The following is a 21075-nucleotide window of genomic DNA, read 5'->3' on the forward strand; positions in this document are numbered from 1 at the left end:
TAGGTGCATAATCCTCACGCGTTTTTATGAAAATTGGGCAGTTGATGGGCCGCTGCATCAATAGCAAACGCAAGAATGATATCATTCGACAATCGAATCGCAACAGACATTCTTTTTTTCGACTGACCGTACGTTCCAACAGACCTGGTTCCCATCTGGTCTAATCAACAGGACGGGCCGCTTATTATGCAGAGCAAAGCGCACCGTCGACCAGGTTCCGCCACGTCGTTGTTCGCTACGCTCGAACGGTGTTGCAATCAGTAATTCAGTGCAGACGACGATATGGCGATTGCGCTTGATATACGTTGTCGGAGGCCATTCGATATCTGCGTTACACGCTGCCCTGCTATCAGTGCGTAGCGGAGGATGAACGACAATCCTGCAGCCGGGTACGCCTTCTTTCACCAAGTGATGGGCTTCGGCATCCGCCCCAATGCAGTCGCCGTGATGGAATTCGTTAGGTTGCAGCATATCCAACAACAGACGTAACGCTGCCTTCTGCAAGTAGGTCATCCCTCGATGTGTTCCAGTAAAGCCAATCCTTGCCAATGGAATAGCCATAGGCCCGGCACCACCACCACGCTCCCCGACACTATTCATTCAGACTCTCCTAGCAAGGAAGTGGGTATAAATCAGTCAGTGCGTTCAACTGCTAGCGGTGTTTGCGGAAGGCTTCACTGCCGCTGTGCATTGACTACACGCCCGTGCTGCCACATGCAATAGCGGATGTGGTCGCAGGGCGCTGCTGCTGCTGCACAAGAAATCGCACAGGGGAGTGTACTGCAGAGAAAACGTACTATTTCTATCAGATTGTCACATCGGTGCGATCTGATCGCAGCGCATTCGCATTACTAAAAGACGCGAATGAAATATGTGCGAACTGAAGGATTGCGCGATTTCATGATCCCATGATTATTAGTGATAATATTTTGAATTTGGCAAGGTAAGATCCTGAAGGAGGGTAATGTTCGGTGCTAATCGCGCTTACAGACACGTTGCCGATTGCCGATGAATGCCGCGACATTGCGCAGTTTGCGGCGCCCAGCATCACGAAATCCCATGTACGCTCTTTTTTTACGCTACTTTTCTACTCAATTTGAAAGCATACAATTGAATACTTCAACCATTCGAGTGTTCGTTTCTTCGACGTTCTCCGATTTTCAAGCAGAGCGAGCGATATTGCAGGACACCGTCTTTCCAAGGTTGCGCGAACGATGCGAGCAACATGGGCTTCAGTTTCAAGCTGTAGACCTACGTTGGGGTGTCAGCGAACAGGCGGGCAAGGATCACAAAACGATGGACATCTGTTTAGATGAGGTCAGGCGCTGCCAGCAGGTTTCGCCTAAACCCAACTTCATCGCGTTGCTGGGTAATCGATTCGGTTGGCGTCCTGCTCCTGCGCGTATCTCAACTTCGACCTTCGACAAACTCCTGGCCGTCATTACAAGTGCGGATGACAGTGCCTTCGTTGAAGCGTGTTATCCCGAGCAGCACATCGATCACAATGCCGTTCCTCCCCAACGGTTGCTGAAGGCGGCCTTCAGCTCGGCGTCTGCGCAAGACGAAGGTGATCTGTGGCGCATCCTCGCGCACTGCAAAAACGTGTTTGCCGATGACCCTATGACGCACGAGTGGTTTGATTTGTCCGCGACGGGGCTCGAACTATTTGTCGCAGCCCTCGATCCCAACACGGTCGGCGACGAGGCTGGACAAGTTAGCGTTTTTGAACGAGTAATTTCCGGCCTGCCACAGAACGCGGCAGCTGCAGGGTACCGAGACATGCAAAGCGGCGCCATTGATCCTGACAGCACGGCGGCATTGGAACAGCTCAAAACGCGTTTATCGGCGCAGCTTGGTCCCGAGCATTACCAAAGATATGAAGAAACCTGGCTTGGAAGTGAACAGCTTAGCGACATGTTGAACTCTGAGATTAGCCACGGTGGGTTCGAGCAGTTTGCGCTGCAGATCTATCATGTGCTAGCCAAGGCAATCGACGAACAAATCGCGAGTGTCGCGCAGGTCAATCTAGTAACGCGTGAGGCACAACAACATACCCGCTTCGGACAAGAACGTAGTCGCGAATTTGTCGGGCGTGCGCACGAGCATAGCGTTGTGAACGGATATCTGTCGCAGGCGCATACGGATAAGCCCCTCATCATTACCGGAGCATCAGGTTCGGGCAAAAGCGCGTTCTTAGCGTCAGTGGTACATCGCCTGCAGCACAACCAGCAGGCTTATCGTGTCGTCGCGTTGTACATCGGGATCACTTCGAGGGTGTCGAGCGCCCGTACATTGGTTGCCCATCTGTGGGATAGCATCGGCTGTCACGGCTCAATGCCAGAGCAGGCATCATCAGTGCGTGCCGCCTATACCCGGGCCTTAAGCGAGGAATCAATCCTGTTGGTGCTCGATGCAATCGACCAGCTACCAGTGCAGGACGCACGCTTCCTTCTTGACTGTCTGCCTGAACAAGTGCCAGCACCATCGCGCATTCTCTTGAGTTGTATTGATGATAAGATCGTCGCATATGGTCTCACTGGTACCTCACCCGACATACTCGCGTTGACGCCGCTTCCCGTCGAAGACGGCGAACAATTAATAACCGCTTGGTTGCGTGAAGCACCATCGCGCGCCCTTACGCAAGAGCAGCGGAATCACTTGTTATCTGCGTGGCAGGCTGCGCAGTCGTGTCCATTGTATTTGCGGATCGCTGTGACGTTGGCGCGGCGATGGACGTCCGCAACGCCACTGCCTATCTTGCCTACAAGCACACAAGGCCTGATTTCCGCCTATTACGAGCATCTAACGACGCAGTGGGGCCATGGCAGCCTGTTGGTGCAGCAAACGCTGTCATTACTCGCGGCCAGCCGTTCTGGACTCACCGAGGAAGAGCTGCTGGCGATGCTCTCAGCGAATGAAGCGGTCATGAACGAGTTCCGTCGACTGCACCCGAAATCGCCAGATATCGCACGCTTACCCGACATCATCTGGTCACGGTTGTACTTTGATCTAGCGCCGTTCCTCACTGAGTCGACCTCGCAAGACTACCGCGTACTTCGCTACTTCCACCGACAGTTCTACGAAGTTTCGGATCAGAACTACCTACAAGGCGCAGCAGGCAGCCAAGTGCATATGCTACTGGCTAACTATTTCCAAAAACGCACGCACGATGACAAGGAAACGGTCAAAGCATTTTCGCCGCGACTCCAACGCGGACTGTTCGAGTTTCCTTGGCAGTTGCTCAAAGCGCAAGCTTACAACGAACTAGCGATCGCGCTCACTACACCAAGCATATCCCGGGCAATAAGCGAACGCTACTTCATCGGCGAAAATGGACTGATTATTCACAGCCTCTCCACGGATATTGTTTTTTATTGGTCCGAACTCAGAAAGCATGGGTACGTTCCACGCGATTACTATTCACGCATGATCGAAAAAGTCGGTGAAGAAGTTGATTTGTTAGATATACATTCAACTGAGGTTATCTCCGATTCCACTGCGCCTGCCCAACAGTTTGATATCGCGGCATTGATAACCGGCGTTCATTTAACTGACGCTAACCGGATTCTACTTGGTCTCGGAGAGCAGGAAATCAGCATTCCGTCATATGATCACGTCAATCCTAACATCGAAACGTTTCTCCGTCCATTTCTTAGAATCTTTGCATTGTTTAATACCGCAATCCATGTCGCAAGACTGATGCGCTCGATCAAAGTCGCCTTTGAAAATGATGGGTTCATAGAAAGAGAGGACGGCGATAAGCTGATTGAGCTGGGAAAACAACTAAAGTCTGAACGCGCTTTCGTACAAGACTTTATCGATGAGATTGCTCCGGTGATCATCGCGAATGATGAAGTATCCGACGATGGACCCGTAGATTTGTTTACGTTTGAAGCGGCGGCGCAATGCTTATTTATTCTTAATGAAGATGAGCGAGCGATCTCCCTATATCGCAAGGTTGTCGAACGTTTGCGAGACAGCAATGAATTCCCAGAGCCGCTTGCACGTGCACGAGTAAACTTCGCAGGTATCTTAGGATCAAAAGGCGATTTCTCATTAGCCTTTGAGCAGCTTCGGCTTGCATTGGAATGGATGGACGGAGCGAAGCCAGTCGGTCACCAAAGCATTAATGAAGTACTGCTAGCATTTTTCGTCTCATTGACGGACGTTTCTGACTCGCAACTGCGTGACACCCAGTTAGTTCAGTTTTTGCCCTATTGGCTCAAGCACACTGATGGTGGAGCCGCGCCACAATCGTTGACGCTGTGCGCGCTAGTTCAGGACGCTGACATGGCGACGTTTGGAAAAGAAGCAGTCCAGCAATTACAACAATTGCTGAGCACTTCCCTGATGTCGATCATCACTTCTCTGATGCGCGAGAACCGCAACGTCGAAGCCCAGCGCTGGGCTAATAAATACCTACCGACCTATCGCAAAATATTTGGGCAGGAGCATGCCAAAACCAGACGCATCGAGGAAATCGTTGACCTTAAGCTGGTGTGATGTCAACAGTAAATAAACGCACTGGATTAGCTGGACCGCTTGCGATTGACGGCTATTGAATATTCACGAGTACAGATTAAGGCACTCTTCCATGGAAAACGTAGGTATTTTTTGTTCACATTGCCGCTCAGCGAATGTTATTTTCAAAGCCAAGGCCGCCGAATACGAATGTCTGGCATGCGAACAGCGCTTTAAAAAAGCCCGACTGCAGACAATCTTTTTGAGTTACGCACACAAGAATGCAGACGCCGAAGAATTTGACCAAAGCGAAGAACTGGTTCGACTTATTCATGATGAACTCGTGCGCGATGGGCATCAGGTTTTTTTCGATCGGACGGGTATCCGTAGCGGTAACGATTGGCGCGCGAAGATCACGGAAGCGATTTTGCAGCACGACTATTTCTTTTCTTTCCTGTCGAGGCGTTCGGTTCGCGATCCAGGAGTATGCTTGAACGAAATCAACATCGCGATCGGGAATGGGAAACGTGTTCAGACGTTTTTGTTAGAGTCGGAAGAACAGGCTCGACCACCGTTAACTGTCACCCATATCCAATGGATGGACATGCAAGAATGGTCGACGAAGAGAAACGGAGACGGTTGGAACGATTGGTTCGCGGCGCAGATGAGCGAGGTGCGCCGCATCCTCGCTGACGGTGCGGAAGTGCGGACCACCGGTGAGTTACAAAGACTACGTGACGTTCTAGAACCTCAAACCTTTGAAACTTTGATTGCCCGAAAAACCCTTGGATTTCTTGGGAGAGCTTGGCTGTTTGACGAGTACCAGCGGTGGTTGGCGAGCGACCAATCAAAGATATTTTGGATCAAGGGAAAACCTGGCGTGGGTAAAAGTGCGTTTGCCGCCGTTTTAGCACAGCAGGCTAAAACGGTGGTCATCGCTAGCTATTTTTGCAATTATCAGACTAAGAAGTTACCAGAGGAGGCCGCAAAAGAAGCGATTCTCACGTTGGCCTATCAAATGGCGAGCCGACTTCCAGACTATCGGACTAAGCTCCTGTATGGTCAGCGCGTAGACCAAGACAAGGTTCAAAAGAAAACCGCGGATGACCTTTTTCGATATTTGATTACCGAACCTTTAGGCGAAAGCGCAAAAATTCCGGAAGCGTTCAGGATGAGCTTAGTGATCGACGGGCTGGACGAAGCGGGACGGAGCGACGGCACTAATGTCCTCGTTGATCTCATCAGTAAACACGCAAATGATTTGCCTAGCTGGCTTGGCCTTGTGGTTACTTCACGATCAGAACCTTATCTCGAGCGGCAATTATCCCAGTTCACTCAATACGAAGTGTTGAGCGACACCGAAAATAATCTCGAAGACATACGTGTTTATTTGGATAGCGTCATTCCCCGGGAGATTGACAGCGATGAGCGTCAGTACATCATCGGGACGGTGGTAGAACGATCTGAAGGCGTGTTTCTATACGCTCGCCTCTTGATAGACTCGGCCCCAGATTGGCGAAATATCGCCAATGTGCCCCGTGGCCTCGACGGGTTCTATACGACCAGTTTCAAGCGGTATTTTGCCGATACTCAAGTCTATAGAACCTCACAGGAGCCATTCCTGCGTCTTATGGCGGCTGCACCCGGTCCGCTGGCGCCACAGTTAGCACAGCAAATGCTGGGGTGGACGGCAGGACAGGTGCGGCGCAACATCGTTGAGCCAATGGGCGGTTTCCTTGAAGATATAAATGGTGGATTAGTACTATTTCATAAGTCGCTAATCGACTGGCTGATAAATCCGACGCGCAGCGGCCCCTACTTAATTGAACCAGGCGGCGAGTGCGAGCTGGGCAATTATTTGTTAATGCAACAGCGCAGTTTTGACGAAACCCCGTGGAAACATGAAGTGCGTCACTGGCTGCCTGCTCTTTTACCGTACACGTCAGAATGGCACTCGCTGCCTGCTCTGAGCGAGCTCGCAGCGTGGTATGCCAACCATCTTTTGTTCGACAACGCCGCGTACTTGGCACGCCAGCAGCTTGCGTTGAAAATTTGTGCAACCGGGGAAGCCAGTATCGAAGCGGCACTCGTCAAATCCAAGCTGGCATACTTCCTGGTCCGTACGGGCGCGTACCGCGAGGCTATCGGACTGTGGAACGCGGCGCAGGAAGTTTTTGACGCGAATCAGGCTGAGACAGAATACGTTGTGGGTGTGTTCACGAATCTCGGCCATACCTGGGATTACTTGGGCGAACATGACAAGTCGCTTGAGTATCACCGTAAAGCGCTAGCGCTGCTACGACAAGCCCCGATACGGGACTACAATTTACTGATTCAATGTATATCGAATCTTGGTGGCGCTCTCTTGGAACAATATCAGCTCGATGAAGCAGGTCAGTTGTTTCGCGAGATTCGCTGGATCTACAGGGAACACGATAGTGAAACGGTAATTGACCCGTTTGTGATCAACAATATGGCGATGCACGCGGAGGCAAGCGGCAACAACCGGGAAGCTTACGAGCTGCTAACGCTATCGATCAGCATCTTCGAACGTCTTGGCGAGCAAGTCCACAATGATTTAGGAAACACCCTGAGGAATCTTGCCGAGGTGTGCTTTAACCTGGGCGACGATGAGGGAGCCTTGCTTGCATCAAAGCGTGCGCATGAGCTGGTCGTGAGAGCCCACGGTCCTGTTCACCTCGAAGTGGCGCGCGCCCTAAATGACTACGCGAGTCTACTCGACAGGCAGGAAAGGCACACCGAAGCGCAAGACCTTCTCATCAAAAGTGTGCAGATATATGTAGTGGTCAAGTAATTTCGGACACAACGATAAGTTCTTTCTCTGCCATTGCGCGTTCATAGACGCTGGGCGGCAGATTGCCCAATACAGAATGCAAGCGCTCGCAGTTGTAGAAGCCGACGATGTAGTTGGCCACATCAAGCTTGGCTTCGGCTTGGTTCGCATAATTGCGCTGCCAGACACGCTCCATCTTTAAATTTAAGAAGAAGCGTTCAGCGACGGCGTTGACGCTCCTATGTCAAGAAACCTCTGCTACAGAGGCGAGATCCGCCATGATCAGCGGATAAAGTTCCCGCACAATGTAGCGCTTCAAGCAGCGATGAATCTCCTTGTTTGACATGCCTTCTGCCGATCTCCGGGCAACGTACGCGCGGGTTCTTGGTTCACTTCTCATTCGAACCATCGCGATGGTCCAGAGCGCATTGTTGGCCTGGCGATCTCCGCCGCGATTCAACCGGTGTCGTACAGTTTTACCCGACGACGCGGGGAGAGGATTTACGCCACAAAGGGCTGCAAGCGCCGCCTCGCTACGCAAGCGCTCTGGATTGTCCCCGGCCGTTGCAATCAACACAGCAGCAGTTTGCGGGCCAATGCCAAACTGTGCTCTCAGATGTGGCGCTGAAACATTGGTCAAAGTCTCCAAGCTCGCATCGAGCTCCTTCAATTCAGCAGCCAGTGCAAGCCAGCGTTTTGCGAGAAGTCGCAACGCAGTGGTCAATGTCTGTAGAAGTAAGGTCGGTCCCAGATTGCGCAAATGCGCGCAGGCCGCCACGCAATGTTCGGCTTTTGGTTTCCACAGACGTTCTCGGATATCCTGGGGTGCACTGATTAGAATCGCACGCAGCTGGTTAATTGCTTGTGTCTTGGCCTTGACTGCACTACGCCTGGCGACGGAAATGGTCCGCAAGGCTTCAGCCGCACCAGACTGGATTTTTGGGATGGCAGTTGCCACTCCCGAGAGAACAGAGCGCGCAGCGCTCTCGGCGTCGGTAGGATCGGACTTTCCCTTCAATCTGCGCTTACTACGGTCAGGGCGATTTACCTCCAACACTTCTATCCCTTGCTCGCGTAAAACGCGAGCAAGGCCGGCACCATACGTCCCAGTTCCTTCAACACCGGCTCTACAAACGCAGCCGAATGATCGGGCCCATGTTAGCAACGATAAATATCCTGACTGGGTCGTTGGTGCCGCGTACGTTCCAAGAAACTTGCCGCTTTGGCTGATTGCCACGCCGACGTGGGTGTCCAGATGTGTATCAACACCCAAGATTACTTCGTCTTGTTTTGCATGACCGTCCATCTCGCGCTCCTCATTCCTAGGTGGGCGCATCACCAACCCCACTTGCCGGACAGGACACTCACGGTGCAGTACAAAGCTCCTATTAGGTCACAAGCACTGGGCCCGGCAACGCTCGGGGAACGCTCTGACCAAATCGACAGGTCAACGCAAAGGCAAACTGGCCAATCCCAGCACGGGTCAGATTCGGCAGGCGTTCTAGACCATATTAAACTGAGTATCCCAGCAGTTGCCTTTGCGGCTCATGCTGCAAACGAAGCCATGCTCGGTCAACAACGCTTGGTACTGGTCGCTTGCATATTGGCTGCCGCGGTCGGAGTGGACGACCAGTCCGGCCGCTGGTCGCCGAGCTTGGATCGCCATACGCAAGGCATCGCAAACCAAGGCAGCTGGCATGCTCGGCGCCATTGCCCAGCCCACGACTCTGCGCGAGAACAGGTCGAGCACGACAGCCAAGTAGAGCCAGCCTGCGCCAGTACGGATGTACGTGATATCCGAGGCATAAGCCTGATTCGGCGCTGCCGGGTTGAACTGTCGGGCAAGGACGTTCGGCGCAACCGGCAGGGCATGCTTACTGTCGGTTGTGTGTACGAATTTGCGCTTCCAGACTGGCTTCAGGCAGGCCTGTTGCATCAGGCGGCGCACCTTGTAACGCCCGACCTGCAGGCCTCTGTTGGCCAGTGCCGTGACAAGCCGACGGCTGCCGTAACTTTGGCCGCTGCTCATGAACGCGGCACGCAAATGCACGCTCGCTTTGCAAAACATCGGCGCAGTTGCACGACGCTTGGCTTCGTAAAATCCAGCCCGGCTAACACCAAGGAGACGACAGGTTTGTGCGACAGGTACGGCCTTCGTTTGCAGCTCATCGATGAGCCGATAGCTCATTTGAGCTCGCGGGCAAAGAAGGCCGATGCCTTTTTTAAGACGTCCACATCACTACGAAGTTGACGGTTTTCCTGCTCCAACTGACAGATTCGCTGCTGCTCAGCCGTCAACGGTTTGCCAATGCCTGGCTGGCCTTGTTGCTCGGCCTCGTACTGTTCCATCCAGCGACGGATCGCGGTAACGCCAATGTCCATCGTCTGGCTGACGTGCGAAATGCTGAGGCCTTGTTCTGTGATCATTCGAACGACCTCAAGCTTGAAGCTAGGGTCAAAATTGCGGCGCTGCCTGGTCATGTAAACTCCTTCGAAGGTGAATTATCCACCTATCGAGGTGTCCGGAGACATTAGACCACTACAGACTTCACCCCAATTCAATCGTCTCGTCAGTGTTCCTTGCAGATAAGGTGTCTGGCGGATGGAAGCCGAACCATTTCATCTCATCGAAATTAAGTCCCTTTGTGAGAAAGGGCTAAGCTGGATCGATTTTCATACGCAAAAGCCGTGAAGTGGCATGATTGCTTCACACTTCCGCGAAGTGGGGTTTTTTCTTCACTCAACAGGACGACTAAGGATGCCACGTTGGGGGCCCGGAACGTAGTGCGGTGCTCCCACAGTAGCTTTGTAAGGTGGGGCATTTTTGCTGCAACGGACGACGACGGTGTGTTGGGTCATCTGGCCACCTGGTGTGCGATGGCTCGGTGCAGAGGCTGTACGCCTGCGGTGGTGTCGTGTTCGATCGTGGCGTGCATTCAGATGGGCGGTGTCAGACCGTATTGGTTTTGTCGAAGTTTATTGTCGGCAATGATTACCGCCGAAATACCCCATCCTAATCGTGTTTCACGGCGAAAACAAGCATAAATCCAACGATGATAATACGACTTATCATCGAAGGGTCGGGACCTTAACTCAACGAATTTCGACCGTGTCGGGAGATAATTTCGTCTCCCAAGCTCGAACCGTGTGTCCGTGTAATCAACGTACTCGTACATAAGCGAAGGTAGCCGTCGTCGGCCTCGGCAAGTTCACAAAAGTTGTGGCTAGGGTTCGCTCTTGAATGTCAGCGATGACCTTCCGGATGGCCATATTTGGTGAGAGGCCGCGAAGGATCCAGCGAAGCGCCTCAGTGATCGAGCTAGGCTCGGTAAGCCAGCGGCGTACTTCAAGCACATGCAGAGGACCTGAGCGCCGCAGGATGGTTGCGTCGTCCATCATGGCAAACATGTCGCCTGTGCCACGCACCTGCAGGCGCAGGTAGTTGTGGTAGCTAGGGCCACCAGGCATCCGTCGGAACCCTGCGATTGCTCTGGCCAGCTTCCGTTCGCGGTTCAGTCTTTGTGACGTCGCCGTCGCGGCCTTACGTTGTGCAGTTACGCTAACCCTTTCCTTGTGTCTCGCCTCTGCAGAAATCATTTCTTGGTATAGCCTCTCTCCCGCCATGCGGTTGAACTCTCGAGCACCCGCCAACCGCGCAGCGCCATCATCCCCATCGCCGTTCAGCTGTTGCGCGCCTCCCCCTTCCATCAGATCGGGATCAAATTCAGCGCAGGTAACCCGAGCTTGCGCAAGATAATGCTGAGCGGCTCGCAATAGGAATTCTTCGTCAGCCAGACATTCGGTTTGCGCCTCCAGGGTCGGGGCGCCAGCGCACTGCACAGCCTTACGGTTGATGGCGGCATGGCTGATCATCACGCCGCACTCTTTCCCGAATGGATACACAGTGAAAAGCACGCCCTTCTCTATCGATTCCGGCGCTCCCGTACGCTTTTTGTCAGTGATGACAACAACGCCGGTATCTGTGGAGGACGTGAGAACGAGTGATGGAATGCCGTTGAGGACGACGTTGGCTAGACTTTTTTGCATGACGAAAGTTAGTAGGTTGGCGGCATGGGAAGTATCGACTTGCGTCTATGCAACGTCGAGGTACCCTTTATGTATCGAATCCGATGCGAATCTGGCCGAACAAATTGCGTGCCAATAATAAACTGTTGTCCCTAATAAACAAAGCTGCGATAGTTTCAACCTAGAAATGAAATGTCGCACGGTTACTGTAAAGACATCCTGACATTCCGCCTCACCATGAACGAGATCAAACCAGTGAAAAACACCTACGCGCCCGACTACAACTCTGCCATTTTCCACAGTGGACAATCATCAGCCCAAGTAAGCCAGACCTCGAACGTACCAACTTTCGTACTGCCAGTTGACCGTCAAAGCTTTTTGCGCGTCGACAACCCCGTTATCGTCGGACAAGGGGCGCCAAAAAGCTTAATAACGGTTTTTGCCGATGGCAAAGTAGTTGGGACTGGACGCGTTGACGACGTTGGGAACTGGGCAATTCTTACTGATACGCTGTCAAGCGGGCTTCACTCTTTCTCCGTATCGCAGGAAAACTCGGCCGGTACCTTGATGAGTGAGACCGTCAAAGCCGCTGTGAACGTTTCCAGCGGCGGATTGAAGTTCTCCATCGCATCATTGTTCGCTGACGGGGTCAGCGCAGACAGAACGTATCTCCAAAATATGCTGGACGATACGGGCGCTCGGCTCAGTGAGTTCGTTGATGCTGACCTTACAATTGGCCTGACTGTCAGCGTAAAAGATTTGGGCGGAGCATCTGGTTCTGCAGCTGCGAGGTGGCTAGGCGTCGACTCGCACGGCACGCCGCGGATCGATTCTGCGTTGTTGAATCTGGGGTCACAGTATGCGGACTCGTACACGAAGACAGACTATTCGGGCCCCTACCTGTTCGCGCACGAGATGATGCACGTGTTGGGCTTTAATTATTATGTCCCGAATTTCCAGAAATACGTAAAAGTCGAAGGCGACAAGGTTTACTTTGTCGGTCCAAACTCCGTCATGCTTAATGGTGGGGCTGTCCCCCTCGATAGCAGCCTTTCGCACCTCGTCGGAAATCATGACTTGATGGGGTCAGGAGGAGTTTGGCTCGACAACCCAGACTACGACGCTACCAGCCCATATGCGCCCTACTCGCAGCTCGATATCGCGATGCTCAAGGACATTGGCTGGACAACGAAGCCCGTACTGGTCTCCGCTGATGGTCATACGTTCATCGCTGGTAGCGGCAAAGTTGGTTTTGATCAAATACAGGGGACGGCAGGTTTGGACAGCCTCTTTATCGACCAGTCTCGCAGTTCCATGTCGGCAAGCTGGGTAGGTGGAAAATTTGTGCTCACCGACGGCGCCAAGGGAATTTCGCATACCCTGGACAGCATCGAACGCGTTAAGTTCTCCGATTCGGCGCTTGCCGTGGACATCGAAGGCAATGGCGGCCAAGTGTACCGTCTCTATCAAGCAGTCTTTGGCCGCACTCCAGATAAGCAGGGCCTTGGCTTCTGGATGAATGCAATGGACAAGGGAACTAGCCTCGAAGCCGTCGCTGACGAATTTGCCAAGTCGAATGAGTTTCGGACCATCTACGGTTCTGCGCCAAGCAGCGAGGCCGTAGTAACTAGGTTGTACGAAAATGTGTTGCACCGTCAACCAGATCAATCCGGTTTCGATTTCTGGAATAATCACCTCAAAGCGAATCCATCACTGATCGAGGCTATTGTGGTTGAATTTAGCGAGAGTCCAGAAAACCAAGCGCAGGTCGCAACGATTATCGGGAACGGTTTCGAGTATCAACCTCGGTGTTTGTCAACGTAGTTGTCGCGTCACCTCACACGACCTGCTGTAGTTTCTCTGGTCGAATCCGTTCCGGATTCAACCAGACTTGACCATCCAAAGTCCAGTTCCTGACATTGCGCGACCAGCGCCGAGGATTGCGGCTTTTCGCTTCTCGATATACCTGTTCGCGATGCTCGAGAATCGCTTCAGCCTGGCCGCCATGGCGCTGTGCCGGCGTCACGAATTTCAGGCCGCTGTGTTTGTGATCCTGGTTGTACCAGCGCACAAATTTCTGCGTCCATGCCCGCGCTTGTTCGAGCGTCGCGAACGGCTTACTTGGGTAATCCGGCCGATATTTGCAGGTCCTGAACAAGGACTCAGCGTAGGCATTGTCGTTGCTCACACGCGGCCTGCTGAACGACGGGGCAACGCCGAGTTGCTCCAATGTGGCCAGCATGGTCGAGCCTTTCATTGCACTGCCGTTATCCGAGTGCAGTACGAGCGGCCTGCCTGCCAATCCCTCGGCCAGACTGGCCCGCCGCATCAGCCGTGACGCCGATTCCGCCGACTCGGCCTCATGAACTTCGTGACCGATGATCTTGCGGCTGTAGATGTCGAGCACCATGTACCAGTAGTGGTACTTGCCCTTGATCGCGGCCGGCAGCCACGTAATGTCCCAACTCCAAACCTGGTTCGGCGCCATGGCGCAATGGCTCGTGACGACGCGTTCACTCGGCTTCTTTGCCTTGCCGCGATGGTGCTGTTGCGAGGCCGACTTCAAGACGCGGTAGAAGCTCGATTCCGAGGCTACATAGATGCCTCGATCAGCCAGCGTCGGCACGATCTGACTCGGTGGCAGACTGGCGAATTCCTCGCTGTTGGCGACAGCCAGAATCTCGGTACGCTCGTTGTCAGTGAGCTTGTTGGCCGGCTCAGGCCTGATGCAGGTCGGGCGGCTGTCGACGGCTACAGCATCATCCCCAGCCCGCACCCAGCGTTGAAACGTCCGTAGGGTGATGCCGAGCTCGCGGCAGGCCGGTGACAACCGGCTGCCTGCAGCTTCGGCTTCACGGATCAACCCTACACATGACAGGCGATCTGGGACGCTGATCAGTCTTCCTCTTTGTCCCCCCAGATCGCCTGGGCTTTTTTTCGCAGGATCAGCAACGCTGCGGCTTCAGCCAGCGCCTTCTCCTTGCGCTGCAAGTCTTTCTCCAACTGCCGAATCCGCTTCTTGTCTTCCTTCGACTGGACCTGTTGCGCCCGCGTCTGCTGCACCATGCTCACGTTGGCGGCCATGCATGCGGCTCGCCACGTGGCGATCTGCTCTGCAAATAGTCCCTTCCGGCGACAATACTCCGACAGTTCGCTCTCGTTTAACGCTGCCGTTTCCAGCACCACCGCGAACTTGTCCTCCGAGGTCCATTCCTCAGCATTTTTCCCACTACCTGGCACCGGTGTTCCTTGATCACGAAGTTGACGGCGCCAAGTATAAAGCGTCTGCTCGGTGATCCCGCTCTCCCGCGCCAATTCCGACACCAACCGGTTCTGGGGCGGCATCATCTGCCGCAACATCGCCTCTTTTCGTTCTGCTGGATACTGCTTCACACATTCTCTCTTGCCCGTCCCCGGTATGACTTCACTTAATCAGGTGACGCGACAACTATTCTGACACCGGGGGACCTTGGGCATGACCGAGCCTGGATGAAGCCAACGGCAGGCCGCTATCTTTACGCCTTTGAACAATCGATGGCGTCGACGTAACGTACTGCACTGGCAGCCTTTTGCGCTTTTGCTCGTTTGAAGAACGCCCGCTAAATAGCGGGCTTTTGCTTTTTAGCGCATAACCATGTCAAGTTCGCACTCCATGGCCGACATGGCGACGGCAATCGTGTCACTCTTCGTGGCGTGGCTCAGATTGATGATAGGACTTACCTCCGGAGGTAAGTCCCACGGGCGCGCCAGCTCGAACGGGCGCACGTGGCGCTCCTCGACCGCTGGCACCGTGCCGGATCTTACTGCGCCAGGCCCGACACGCGGGCCGGGGATGCGGCTGTGTAGGTTTTCTGGGGCGGTTCTAGTCAACGCGATGACCGGTCTGGACCTCGGTAAATCGAAGCGACGCTTCTCGGAGAACCGCTGAACCAGCCTTTTCTATAGACGAAATTTTTACGATACCCATCGCAGTCATAAACTGGGATGCCAGCTTGTAAAGTGCGCCTTCGGATAACATCCCTTTGTCCTGCCAGGTGATTACCTCTTTTACACACTCTGCAAGTTCTTGGGCAGTCATGGCTCTGACTGCGTTAGCAACGTGTTTCTTTTTTGATTTGGTCATGACGTTCTGGTATGCGTTTTCGTTGGCAGTAGGGTTGGCTGCAAGGTCGCGTGATCAGTCTCGGGAGCATGCGCTCTAATGCGCCTTTTCAGTCCAATGTTCGGTCGATTAAGCGTGATTCCAACACTTCTTCAATCGCTTTATCGAAATCTGTCCGTGCATTCTTAGCGAGACCGACTTGACTTCCGTGTCCCATCGCAACATACGCGGCTGCTACAGCATCCTTTGTCTCGGCGAAATGCAGGCTTATCGTCATTCCCTGGCGCATCTCGGCCCTACTAATGACGACGTGCAGGCCGCATGACTGAATCTTTGCCGCCGCGTCCTTAAGGATCAATGTTGCTTTGTCGTACGCTTCTTCATTCATGTTTTTCTGTCTCTAACTCCTGTGTTTCGCTTGGCTTCGGGCCAGTGCAGGGCGCCGTCCGGCACCAAATGGTTGTTCTCGACTCTCAGATGCTGGCCATTGGACTGTATGGAACCAGTACGACAACCTCAAATCCTGGGAGCAGTGCTATATCGAGCCCAGTGTCGCACTCGAGGTTCATCATCGCTTCGTGTTCGGGATGGCGTGGATCATATCCGTTGACTAAAATTTCCTGCATGGCTGTTCCTCATTCGCCGGCACCGTGCCGGCTCTCTCAAAGCACCAGGCCCGTCATGCGGGCCGTGGATGCTGCTGTACGGGTTTGCCTCGGTCAAAGATTTATCTGTCCTACCAATTCGGCCACCCGCCTAAGGTCTTTCATCATGACCCGTCGACTCCAACGTGGTAACGGCCAAAACCGCCACCAAGTGCCGTCGGGGATACGATAATCACTCGGTTGGATCGAGTATTGAAGTGAACCGTCCTCACGAAAAGTAGCAGTCGTCCACCAGTTGAAGTGAAGTCCGTTCGTATGCGGCCCCGCTTCGATGGCTGAATTTACTTTAAAGGCAGTTGCCTGATCAGTAACAAAGATTGCGAAAGGGGGGGCGCCTCGATATGGGTGTCCTTCGCACGACCAGACGGTGTATACGCCATGGAGACTGTTTAAGGCATCGCACAAAGGCTTTATGCCAGCCTCAATAGGCGTGTTGATGCTCTTATTATCGGGCGTATAGCCAGGGTATCGCTGTGCAAAATCCACTTGTACTTTCCCTCGTTCGCCGGCACCTTGCCAGCCCTCAATGCACCAGGCCCGTCATGCGGGCCGTGGACGCTGCTGTGGGGGTTTTCCGAGGGTCAGGGCGCCTTCGCAACGATTAGCGAGACGTTGTAGGGCGACGCTGCGCATGCGCTCTTTACCGAAGGATTATGAGGAACGACTTCACCGTATGGCATGACCACGACGTTATTGATGATTGCCTGCGTAATGTGCTTCGGGGAGCGAGACTTTGCATGGGCTGCGTAGCCTTCGCATTCTGCAGTGCTGCTTACGGTCCCGAATACACGAATCGCGTCGTCAGAAGATGCCAAAGTTGCTTTCTCAACTCTTGTGCCGGCCGGCGCGGCGACCTGACAGCTTTGACCTTTATCAAGCGTGCAAATTGCGAACTTAGCGCTCTCCTCTGCCAGCACGCTGCCTGTGTCCGTGCAGCCCGTCAGCGACGCTACGCTAACCAAAGTGATGCAACCCAGCGCACTCATTTTCAGGTTTGATTTCATTCTTCTTAGTTCCTCTGCGGCCAGGCACCGCGCCTCGCCCTTTCAATGCCGCTGCCCCGTCGAGCGGGGCATCGGTACTGCTGGGCGTTTTCCGGTATCAGTACGCATAGGGAATTATCTTCAACTCGTTGCCGTCGTCGACTACTTCAACATCAGCGGCCTCGGCAGCAAGGTATATGCGGTCAAGAGATAGACCAGTGCGTTCAGCACGTGCTCGCAGATCCGTAATGGATGGCGTCTTGCCTACCCTCACGGCGTGACACTCAGTTAGAAGCTGGCTCAGGTTGTCCATTAATTTTCCGTAATTCCTAGAGTTTCGGTTTAGACAAGCTTGAGGAATCTTCCGACTCTGGTGGTGTCGTTCGTACAGCAAATCCTGCTTTTCTCATGTTGTGGGCGAGCTTGAAGGGCTCGCCGTACCAGTGACCATCCCATTCCACAAACACTGGCGGGCCTGGCTGTCCAGTTAGGCATTCAGAGGTAACCATGTTTTCCGCTTCAGTTAATTAAGGACGCTCACGGCCCATCGCCGCTTTGTACTCAACGATGCCTTCGGGATCGGTGGGCGCAAGGTCGCGCTGTGGCTCTTTGATAGCTCTGATCGCCTTTTCTACCGCTTCCGTGCCGACCCTTCTCACCTTCTCCTCGACGTCGGGGTATGTCCGCATAGAGAGCCTGGCGATACGTTTTTGTTCAGGCGGCAGGGCCGGGCGACCACGGCCTTTTTTCTCAGTAGAATTGCTCATGGTTATTAATGTACTCCATAAATAGGGAAAGAACAAGGATTTATTGTACGCCAGAAAATAACGGATAAAGTTATCAAAGACTGTTCAGAGGCAACTGCGGGACCGGTGGCCGGAAAACGACACTGTAGCTAGCCTAGGCACTGCCATCCTCGGAAAAGACCATGGGCGTGACGGAGGTGCAGGCAAAAAAAAACCCCGCCGAAGCGGGGTCCTTGTAATGCGCGCTGATCAGAACAGCGCTTGTTGCTTTCCTTCCAAGCTCCAGCCCATGTATTCGAAGGCCTTGAGCAGATTTGCGTTACGTCCCTTGCAGGCGATTACGCGCAGGGCGTCGACAACTTCGTCAGCGTCGCCCATCTCGACCAGCGTATCGAACTGCCGCTCGCCGAAGTCGAAAACCGTGAAAAACTTGTAACCGATCCTCTCCAGGCCGGATTCGAAAATGCGACGAGCGCAGTCGATCCGGGCCTGCAGACCGTCCACCTTGCCGATGCGGGTCGAGTAATAATGGAGCCAGGTACCTAGAGCGAAATGATCACGCGCAGCCTCACTTTCGTCCTTGTGTTCCCATCGATCCAAGGTCGTCCCCTTGCGTTCAGCCGCGGCCCATAGATCGTTTGCATCGGCCCGCAGTTGCGCGAGCTGGGCGGCGCTCAATGGTGCCAGTAGGCCTTTGTTTGCTTTTGCCATCTTGATTTCCTTTCGCCGGAGGCCTACGCAATCTGTTCTTGAGCGCACGGGGCGATCAGGGAGCGAAGATCGAGCACTGCCCAGTAACCGTTGGCCATGATGTGGTCGGAGACTTCGGTACGCCAGAGGTCGTCAGGAATACTGTCTTCCAGGACCGGAACGCTGTACTGGCGTTCGCCGTAATGGATGGTTGCTCCGACTTCGTCCCAGACCAGCAGCGGGTGCCCAAGTTCTTTGTCGACCAGCACCAGCCTGCCGGTTGAAAGCTCGAGCAGTGCCGACACGACACTGACATCGTCGCCGCCGATTACGCCGTCCATGACGTCTACGACCTCTGTCTTGATCTCGATTGCGTTGTGTGCAGCCCCATTCGCCACGCCCAGTCGCGCGGCAATCGACGCGATGGTCCCTGCATCGAAGGTAGCAGGCACGGTATTGTTTGCAGTCCGATTCATGTTTTGCTCAATAAAAATCGCTCACCCATTCAGGGCGAGCGTTGATGGTGGTTAGGTGTTCACGCGGCCAGTGGCTGCGCGAACATGTCGGGTTGGAGGCCGGCAGCAGTAGCTGCGACCTTTAAAAGTAGCTTTTCGTGCTCTACGTTGGGAATCGAGTTCTGCATCAGGTACCGATTCATCTCGGCTGGCGAGAGGTCAAGGCGCTGGGCCAGATTGGCGAAGTAACGGTTGCGTAGCGCGATTTCCTGGTAGCGTTGGGCGTGGCCGGCCGGGAGGCTGACGATCCCTTCGTTGAGCCAGAATGCAGCAGATTCGGTTGCAGGGAGGTGGTTGCATTCGATCGACATGGTTGGGTACGTGCAGGTGATGAATGCACATGCCTTTTCCGCATCGACGCTAAGTTGCGGGGTCTCATCGAACCATGTCGTTTTCTTTCCATCGACCTCACGGTTTTGGAAGATCCGGTCTGGATGACGGTACCGATTCCACTTCTCCCCATCCACGCTGCGCATCCCTTCGGATGGAGCCGCGTGATCGAATCTGCCTACGTTGATCCAGCGTTTCGTCGGGATGCTGATCTTCGGCGCTTTGTCGATTTTCGGGATTGAGTACCGACGACCCAGGGCGTTGACCTCGTACCAGATCGCCAATGCTGGGAAGGCTTCCGCCGCCTCGTAATGGTTACTCCAGTGCCAGTCAATGAGCGCCAACTGTTGCAGACTGACGAGCTCAAACGTCGGGCTGGCCATCAAGCGGTTGTCCTTCGTGTCTTCCAGGCGGCCTGTGAAGATCGCTGCCTCGGTTTCCTCTGCGCGGTCGCGCTCGTTCGCATCGATCGACAGCAGGTAGCGAAGCAAGGATTTTCGGAACTGAAAAGAGTACACGTCGGGCCCCACCGGAAGATAACCGGCTGGACTCACCGTGCGACCGATAAGCTCACGCGTTTCCATGTCGAATTGGGTGGAAAGGAGAAGCGTGCGGAAGTCGTTCAACGGCCGCATGAACCCATACTTTTCGACCGTCAAAAGGCTCTCCATGCTTTTGTCTTTGTCACCCGTTACCAAACATGTGTGGCACCCCGTGCGCGCGCCGCAAGCGGCGCGATTGCCACCGTCGCCTAGTACGACGCCGCACACGCCATCATTACTGTCGGCATAGATTGTGAAGAGGCGGTGCACGCTTTCTTGGGAGATTGCCGATTGATATGGGCTGGTTTCCGGCTGCAGAAGCATCTCAAGCGTGTCCCACACGTCCTCAAGTGTCCACCATGCGATCACACTTAGCACGAGTTCGCCGTCCTCGCTACGAACCGGCACAAGTGCCGACTCGCCGCGCCTTGTCATGCGTGCCTTTCGTACCGTCGACTCGTCGTAGCGGGTACCGATGACGGTGATCATCGGGCGGCCGGTCTGTTCGATTGCCCGTGCTTGAAGTTCAGCTGCGAGTTTCTGTGCTGGGGTGTATTTCCAATCCTGCGCACATTGCCGATGCTTGCTGTTCTCCGGGAAGCGAGGCAGCGTACCGCGCCCGATAGTCGTCACCATGAAAGACGATGCCAACGATGGGTGTGTCAGGTGCACCTCGATTGGCAACCCACTCTCTTTGAAATGCTGACGCATCTCATCCTGAACAGCCAACAGGTGCATTTCCATTAACGGATTGCGACGCCCGTTGAGCTGCTGGAGATATAGTGCGTGGTCGTGATTCCCTCGGCTACTGCACGACGGACTGCCTCGATTACGAGCACAGCGCACGAACTAGAATCTTTTCCACTCGAATATCTGAGATGGATAGCATGGCGACGCCGGATCAGGCCGAGCAAGGTTTCGATGCCCTGCTCTTGGATTGATTTTTCTGCTGTTTCGATGGCGCGGTCGTGCGCTTCTAGTTCTGGCTCGCCTTGCAGCAGGGCCAATAGGTCTTGGATGTCGCCAGCACTGGTATGTAGCGCGGCTTGAGAGGTCTCTTGCATGTGCATTCGTTGCTCCAGGTTTGAACCAAAGGCGCGGCCCATACGGGCAGCGTGCCCGATGGCGAATGTGAACCGGCGCGAGGCCGTAGATGGGTGCCGAGAATCGGCGTATGAATTCGGGCGACTACTCATCTGTGCATGGCAAAGATCAGTAAGG

The 21075-nt window shown here is 54.1% G+C and carries 18 protein-coding genes and 1 pseudogene; 3 read left to right on the forward strand and 16 right to left on the reverse strand.

Annotation, left to right across the window (positions count from 1 at the left end):
• Positions 1-81: 81 nt before the first annotated feature.
• On the reverse strand, positions 82-600 hold the full coding sequence (locus tag AC1MGT_RS23795) for a hypothetical protein (RefSeq protein ID WP_499504473.1): 519 nt from the start codon (positions 598-600) through the stop codon (positions 82-84).
• 459 nt (positions 601-1059) lie between these two features.
• On the opposite strand from AC1MGT_RS23795, the gene AC1MGT_RS23800 reads away from it, so the two are divergent.
• Positions 1060-4503 carry a DUF4062 domain-containing protein gene (locus tag AC1MGT_RS23800; RefSeq protein ID WP_499504474.1) on the forward strand — a complete coding sequence of 1148 codons (3444 nt, stop codon included), beginning with the start codon at positions 1060-1062 and terminating at the stop codon, positions 4501-4503.
• A gap of 91 nt (positions 4504-4594) precedes the next feature.
• Positions 4595-7276, forward strand: a complete 2682-nt coding sequence (locus AC1MGT_RS23805) for a P-loop domain-containing protein (RefSeq protein ID WP_499504475.1) — start codon at positions 4595-4597, stop codon at positions 7274-7276.
• Here the strand turns inward: AC1MGT_RS23805 and AC1MGT_RS23810 are convergent.
• From AC1MGT_RS23810 to AC1MGT_RS23830, 5 genes and pseudogenes are all read right to left on the reverse strand, one after another.
• Positions 7269-7487, reverse strand: a pseudogene (locus tag AC1MGT_RS23810) (IS3 family transposase); the annotation flags it as partial. The gene AC1MGT_RS23805 and the pseudogene AC1MGT_RS23810 overlap by 8 nt on opposite strands.
• Before the next feature lie 12 nt (positions 7488-7499).
• Positions 7500-8561, reverse strand: a complete 1062-nt coding sequence (locus AC1MGT_RS23815; RefSeq protein WP_499504476.1) for an IS110 family RNA-guided transposase — start codon at positions 8559-8561, stop codon at positions 7500-7502.
• A gap of 195 nt (positions 8562-8756) precedes the next feature.
• Positions 8757-9443 carry an IS3 family transposase gene (locus tag AC1MGT_RS23820; protein WP_499504477.1) on the reverse strand — a complete coding sequence of 229 codons (687 nt, stop codon included), beginning with the start codon at positions 9441-9443 and terminating at the stop codon, positions 8757-8759.
• Entirely contained in the window at positions 9440-9736 is a 297-nt protein-coding gene (locus tag AC1MGT_RS23825; RefSeq protein ID WP_499504478.1) for a transposase, read from the reverse strand. The genes AC1MGT_RS23820 and AC1MGT_RS23825 overlap by 4 nt, the downstream gene beginning before the upstream one ends.
• 678 nt (positions 9737-10414) lie before the next feature.
• Positions 10415-11302 (reverse strand): hypothetical protein, encoded by an 888-nt coding sequence (locus tag AC1MGT_RS23830; RefSeq protein WP_499504479.1) that lies wholly within the window; start codon positions 11300-11302, stop codon positions 10415-10417.
• Between the two features lie 171 nt (positions 11303-11473).
• Between AC1MGT_RS23830 and AC1MGT_RS23835 the strand changes: the two genes are divergently transcribed.
• Positions 11474-13105: a DUF4214 domain-containing protein gene (locus AC1MGT_RS23835; protein WP_499504480.1), complete on the forward strand. Its 1632-nt coding sequence runs from the start codon at positions 11474-11476 to the stop codon at positions 13103-13105.
• Positions 13106-13118: 13 nt separating this feature from the next.
• On the opposite strand, the gene AC1MGT_RS23840 is transcribed toward AC1MGT_RS23835, so the two are convergent.
• The 10 genes from AC1MGT_RS23840 to AC1MGT_RS23885 form a co-directional block, all read right to left on the reverse strand.
• Positions 13119-14674 (reverse strand): IS3 family transposase gene (locus AC1MGT_RS23840; RefSeq protein WP_499501569.1). Its coding sequence is split into 2 segments (ribosomal slippage): positions 13119-14212 and positions 14212-14674, totalling 1557 coding nucleotides; the frame shifts between segments, so codons are not numbered across the junction.
• Positions 14675-15143: 469 nt separating this feature from the next.
• Positions 15144-15404 (reverse strand): hypothetical protein, encoded by a 261-nt coding sequence (locus tag AC1MGT_RS23845; RefSeq protein ID WP_499504481.1) that lies wholly within the window; start codon positions 15402-15404, stop codon positions 15144-15146.
• An 88-nt stretch (positions 15405-15492) separates the two neighbouring features.
• Entirely contained in the window at positions 15493-15771 is a 279-nt protein-coding gene (locus tag AC1MGT_RS23850; RefSeq protein ID WP_499504482.1) for a hypothetical protein, read from the reverse strand.
• Between the two features lie 858 nt (positions 15772-16629).
• Positions 16630-17052 carry a hypothetical protein gene (locus tag AC1MGT_RS23855; protein WP_499504483.1) on the reverse strand — a complete coding sequence of 141 codons (423 nt, stop codon included), beginning with the start codon at positions 17050-17052 and terminating at the stop codon, positions 16630-16632.
• A gap of 97 nt (positions 17053-17149) precedes the next feature.
• Positions 17150-17344, reverse strand: a complete 195-nt coding sequence (locus tag AC1MGT_RS23860) for a hypothetical protein (RefSeq protein ID WP_499504484.1) — start codon at positions 17342-17344, stop codon at positions 17150-17152.
• A 214-nt stretch (positions 17345-17558) separates the two neighbouring features.
• A complete protein-coding gene (locus tag AC1MGT_RS23865) occupies positions 17559-17798 on the reverse strand; it encodes a hypothetical protein (protein ID WP_499504485.1) in 240 nt (79 codons plus the stop codon).
• Between the two features lie 228 nt (positions 17799-18026).
• The gene (locus tag AC1MGT_RS23870) at positions 18027-18488 is read right to left on the reverse strand and encodes a hypothetical protein (RefSeq protein WP_499504486.1); all 462 of its coding nucleotides are present in this window, start codon (positions 18486-18488) and stop codon (positions 18027-18029) included.
• A gap of 23 nt (positions 18489-18511) precedes the next feature.
• Positions 18512-18943 carry a hypothetical protein gene (locus tag AC1MGT_RS23875; RefSeq protein WP_499504487.1) on the reverse strand — a complete coding sequence of 144 codons (432 nt, stop codon included), beginning with the start codon at positions 18941-18943 and terminating at the stop codon, positions 18512-18514.
• Positions 18944-19002: 59 nt separating this feature from the next.
• Complete coding sequence (locus AC1MGT_RS23880; RefSeq protein WP_499504488.1) at positions 19003-20598, reverse strand: adenine nucleotide alpha hydrolase family protein; 1596 nt, start codon at positions 20596-20598, stop codon at positions 19003-19005.
• The gene (locus AC1MGT_RS23885) at positions 20598-20924 is read right to left on the reverse strand and encodes a hypothetical protein (protein WP_499504489.1); all 327 of its coding nucleotides are present in this window, start codon (positions 20922-20924) and stop codon (positions 20598-20600) included. Before AC1MGT_RS23885 ends, AC1MGT_RS23880 begins: the two co-directional genes overlap by 1 nt.
• Positions 20925-21075 lie beyond the last annotated feature (151 nt).

It is taken from the genome of Telluria sp. BA11, from assembly GCF_056680305.1.

Excerpts from the sequence above, each read along its gene's own strand:
- AC1MGT_RS23795 (WP_499504473.1), bottom strand. The coding sequence starts at position 600 with ATGAATAGTGTCGGGGAGCGTGGTGGTGGTGCCGGGCCTATGGCTATT.
- AC1MGT_RS23800 (WP_499504474.1), top strand. The coding sequence starts at position 1,060 with ATGTACGCTCTTTTTTTACGCTACTTTTCTACTCAATTTGAAAGCATA.
- AC1MGT_RS23805 (WP_499504475.1), top strand. The coding sequence starts at position 4,595 with ATGGAAAACGTAGGTATTTTTTGTTCACATTGCCGCTCAGCGAATGTT.
- AC1MGT_RS23815 (WP_499504476.1), bottom strand. The coding sequence starts at position 8,561 with ATGGACGGTCATGCAAAACAAGACGAAGTAATCTTGGGTGTTGATACA.
- AC1MGT_RS23820 (WP_499504477.1), bottom strand. The coding sequence starts at position 9,443 with ATGAGCTATCGGCTCATCGATGAGCTGCAAACGAAGGCCGTACCTGTC.
- AC1MGT_RS23825 (WP_499504478.1), bottom strand. The coding sequence starts at position 9,736 with ATGACCAGGCAGCGCCGCAATTTTGACCCTAGCTTCAAGCTTGAGGTC.
- AC1MGT_RS23830 (WP_499504479.1), bottom strand. The coding sequence starts at position 11,302 with ATGCAAAAAAGTCTAGCCAACGTCGTCCTCAACGGCATTCCATCACTC.
- AC1MGT_RS23835 (WP_499504480.1), top strand. The coding sequence starts at position 11,474 with ATGTCGCACGGTTACTGTAAAGACATCCTGACATTCCGCCTCACCATG.
- AC1MGT_RS23845 (WP_499504481.1), bottom strand. The coding sequence starts at position 15,404 with ATGACCAAATCAAAAAAGAAACACGTTGCTAACGCAGTCAGAGCCATG.
- AC1MGT_RS23850 (WP_499504482.1), bottom strand. The coding sequence starts at position 15,771 with ATGAATGAAGAAGCGTACGACAAAGCAACATTGATCCTTAAGGACGCG.
- AC1MGT_RS23855 (WP_499504483.1), bottom strand. The coding sequence starts at position 17,052 with ATGAAATCAAACCTGAAAATGAGTGCGCTGGGTTGCATCACTTTGGTT.
- AC1MGT_RS23860 (WP_499504484.1), bottom strand. The coding sequence starts at position 17,344 with ATGGACAACCTGAGCCAGCTTCTAACTGAGTGTCACGCCGTGAGGGTA.
- AC1MGT_RS23865 (WP_499504485.1), bottom strand. The coding sequence starts at position 17,798 with ATGAGCAATTCTACTGAGAAAAAAGGCCGTGGTCGCCCGGCCCTGCCG.
- AC1MGT_RS23870 (WP_499504486.1), bottom strand. The coding sequence starts at position 18,488 with ATGGCAAAAGCAAACAAAGGCCTACTGGCACCATTGAGCGCCGCCCAG.
- AC1MGT_RS23875 (WP_499504487.1), bottom strand. The coding sequence starts at position 18,943 with ATGAATCGGACTGCAAACAATACCGTGCCTGCTACCTTCGATGCAGGG.
- AC1MGT_RS23880 (WP_499504488.1), bottom strand. The coding sequence starts at position 20,598 with ATGGAAATGCACCTGTTGGCTGTTCAGGATGAGATGCGTCAGCATTTC.
- AC1MGT_RS23885 (WP_499504489.1), bottom strand. The coding sequence starts at position 20,924 with ATGCACATGCAAGAGACCTCTCAAGCCGCGCTACATACCAGTGCTGGC.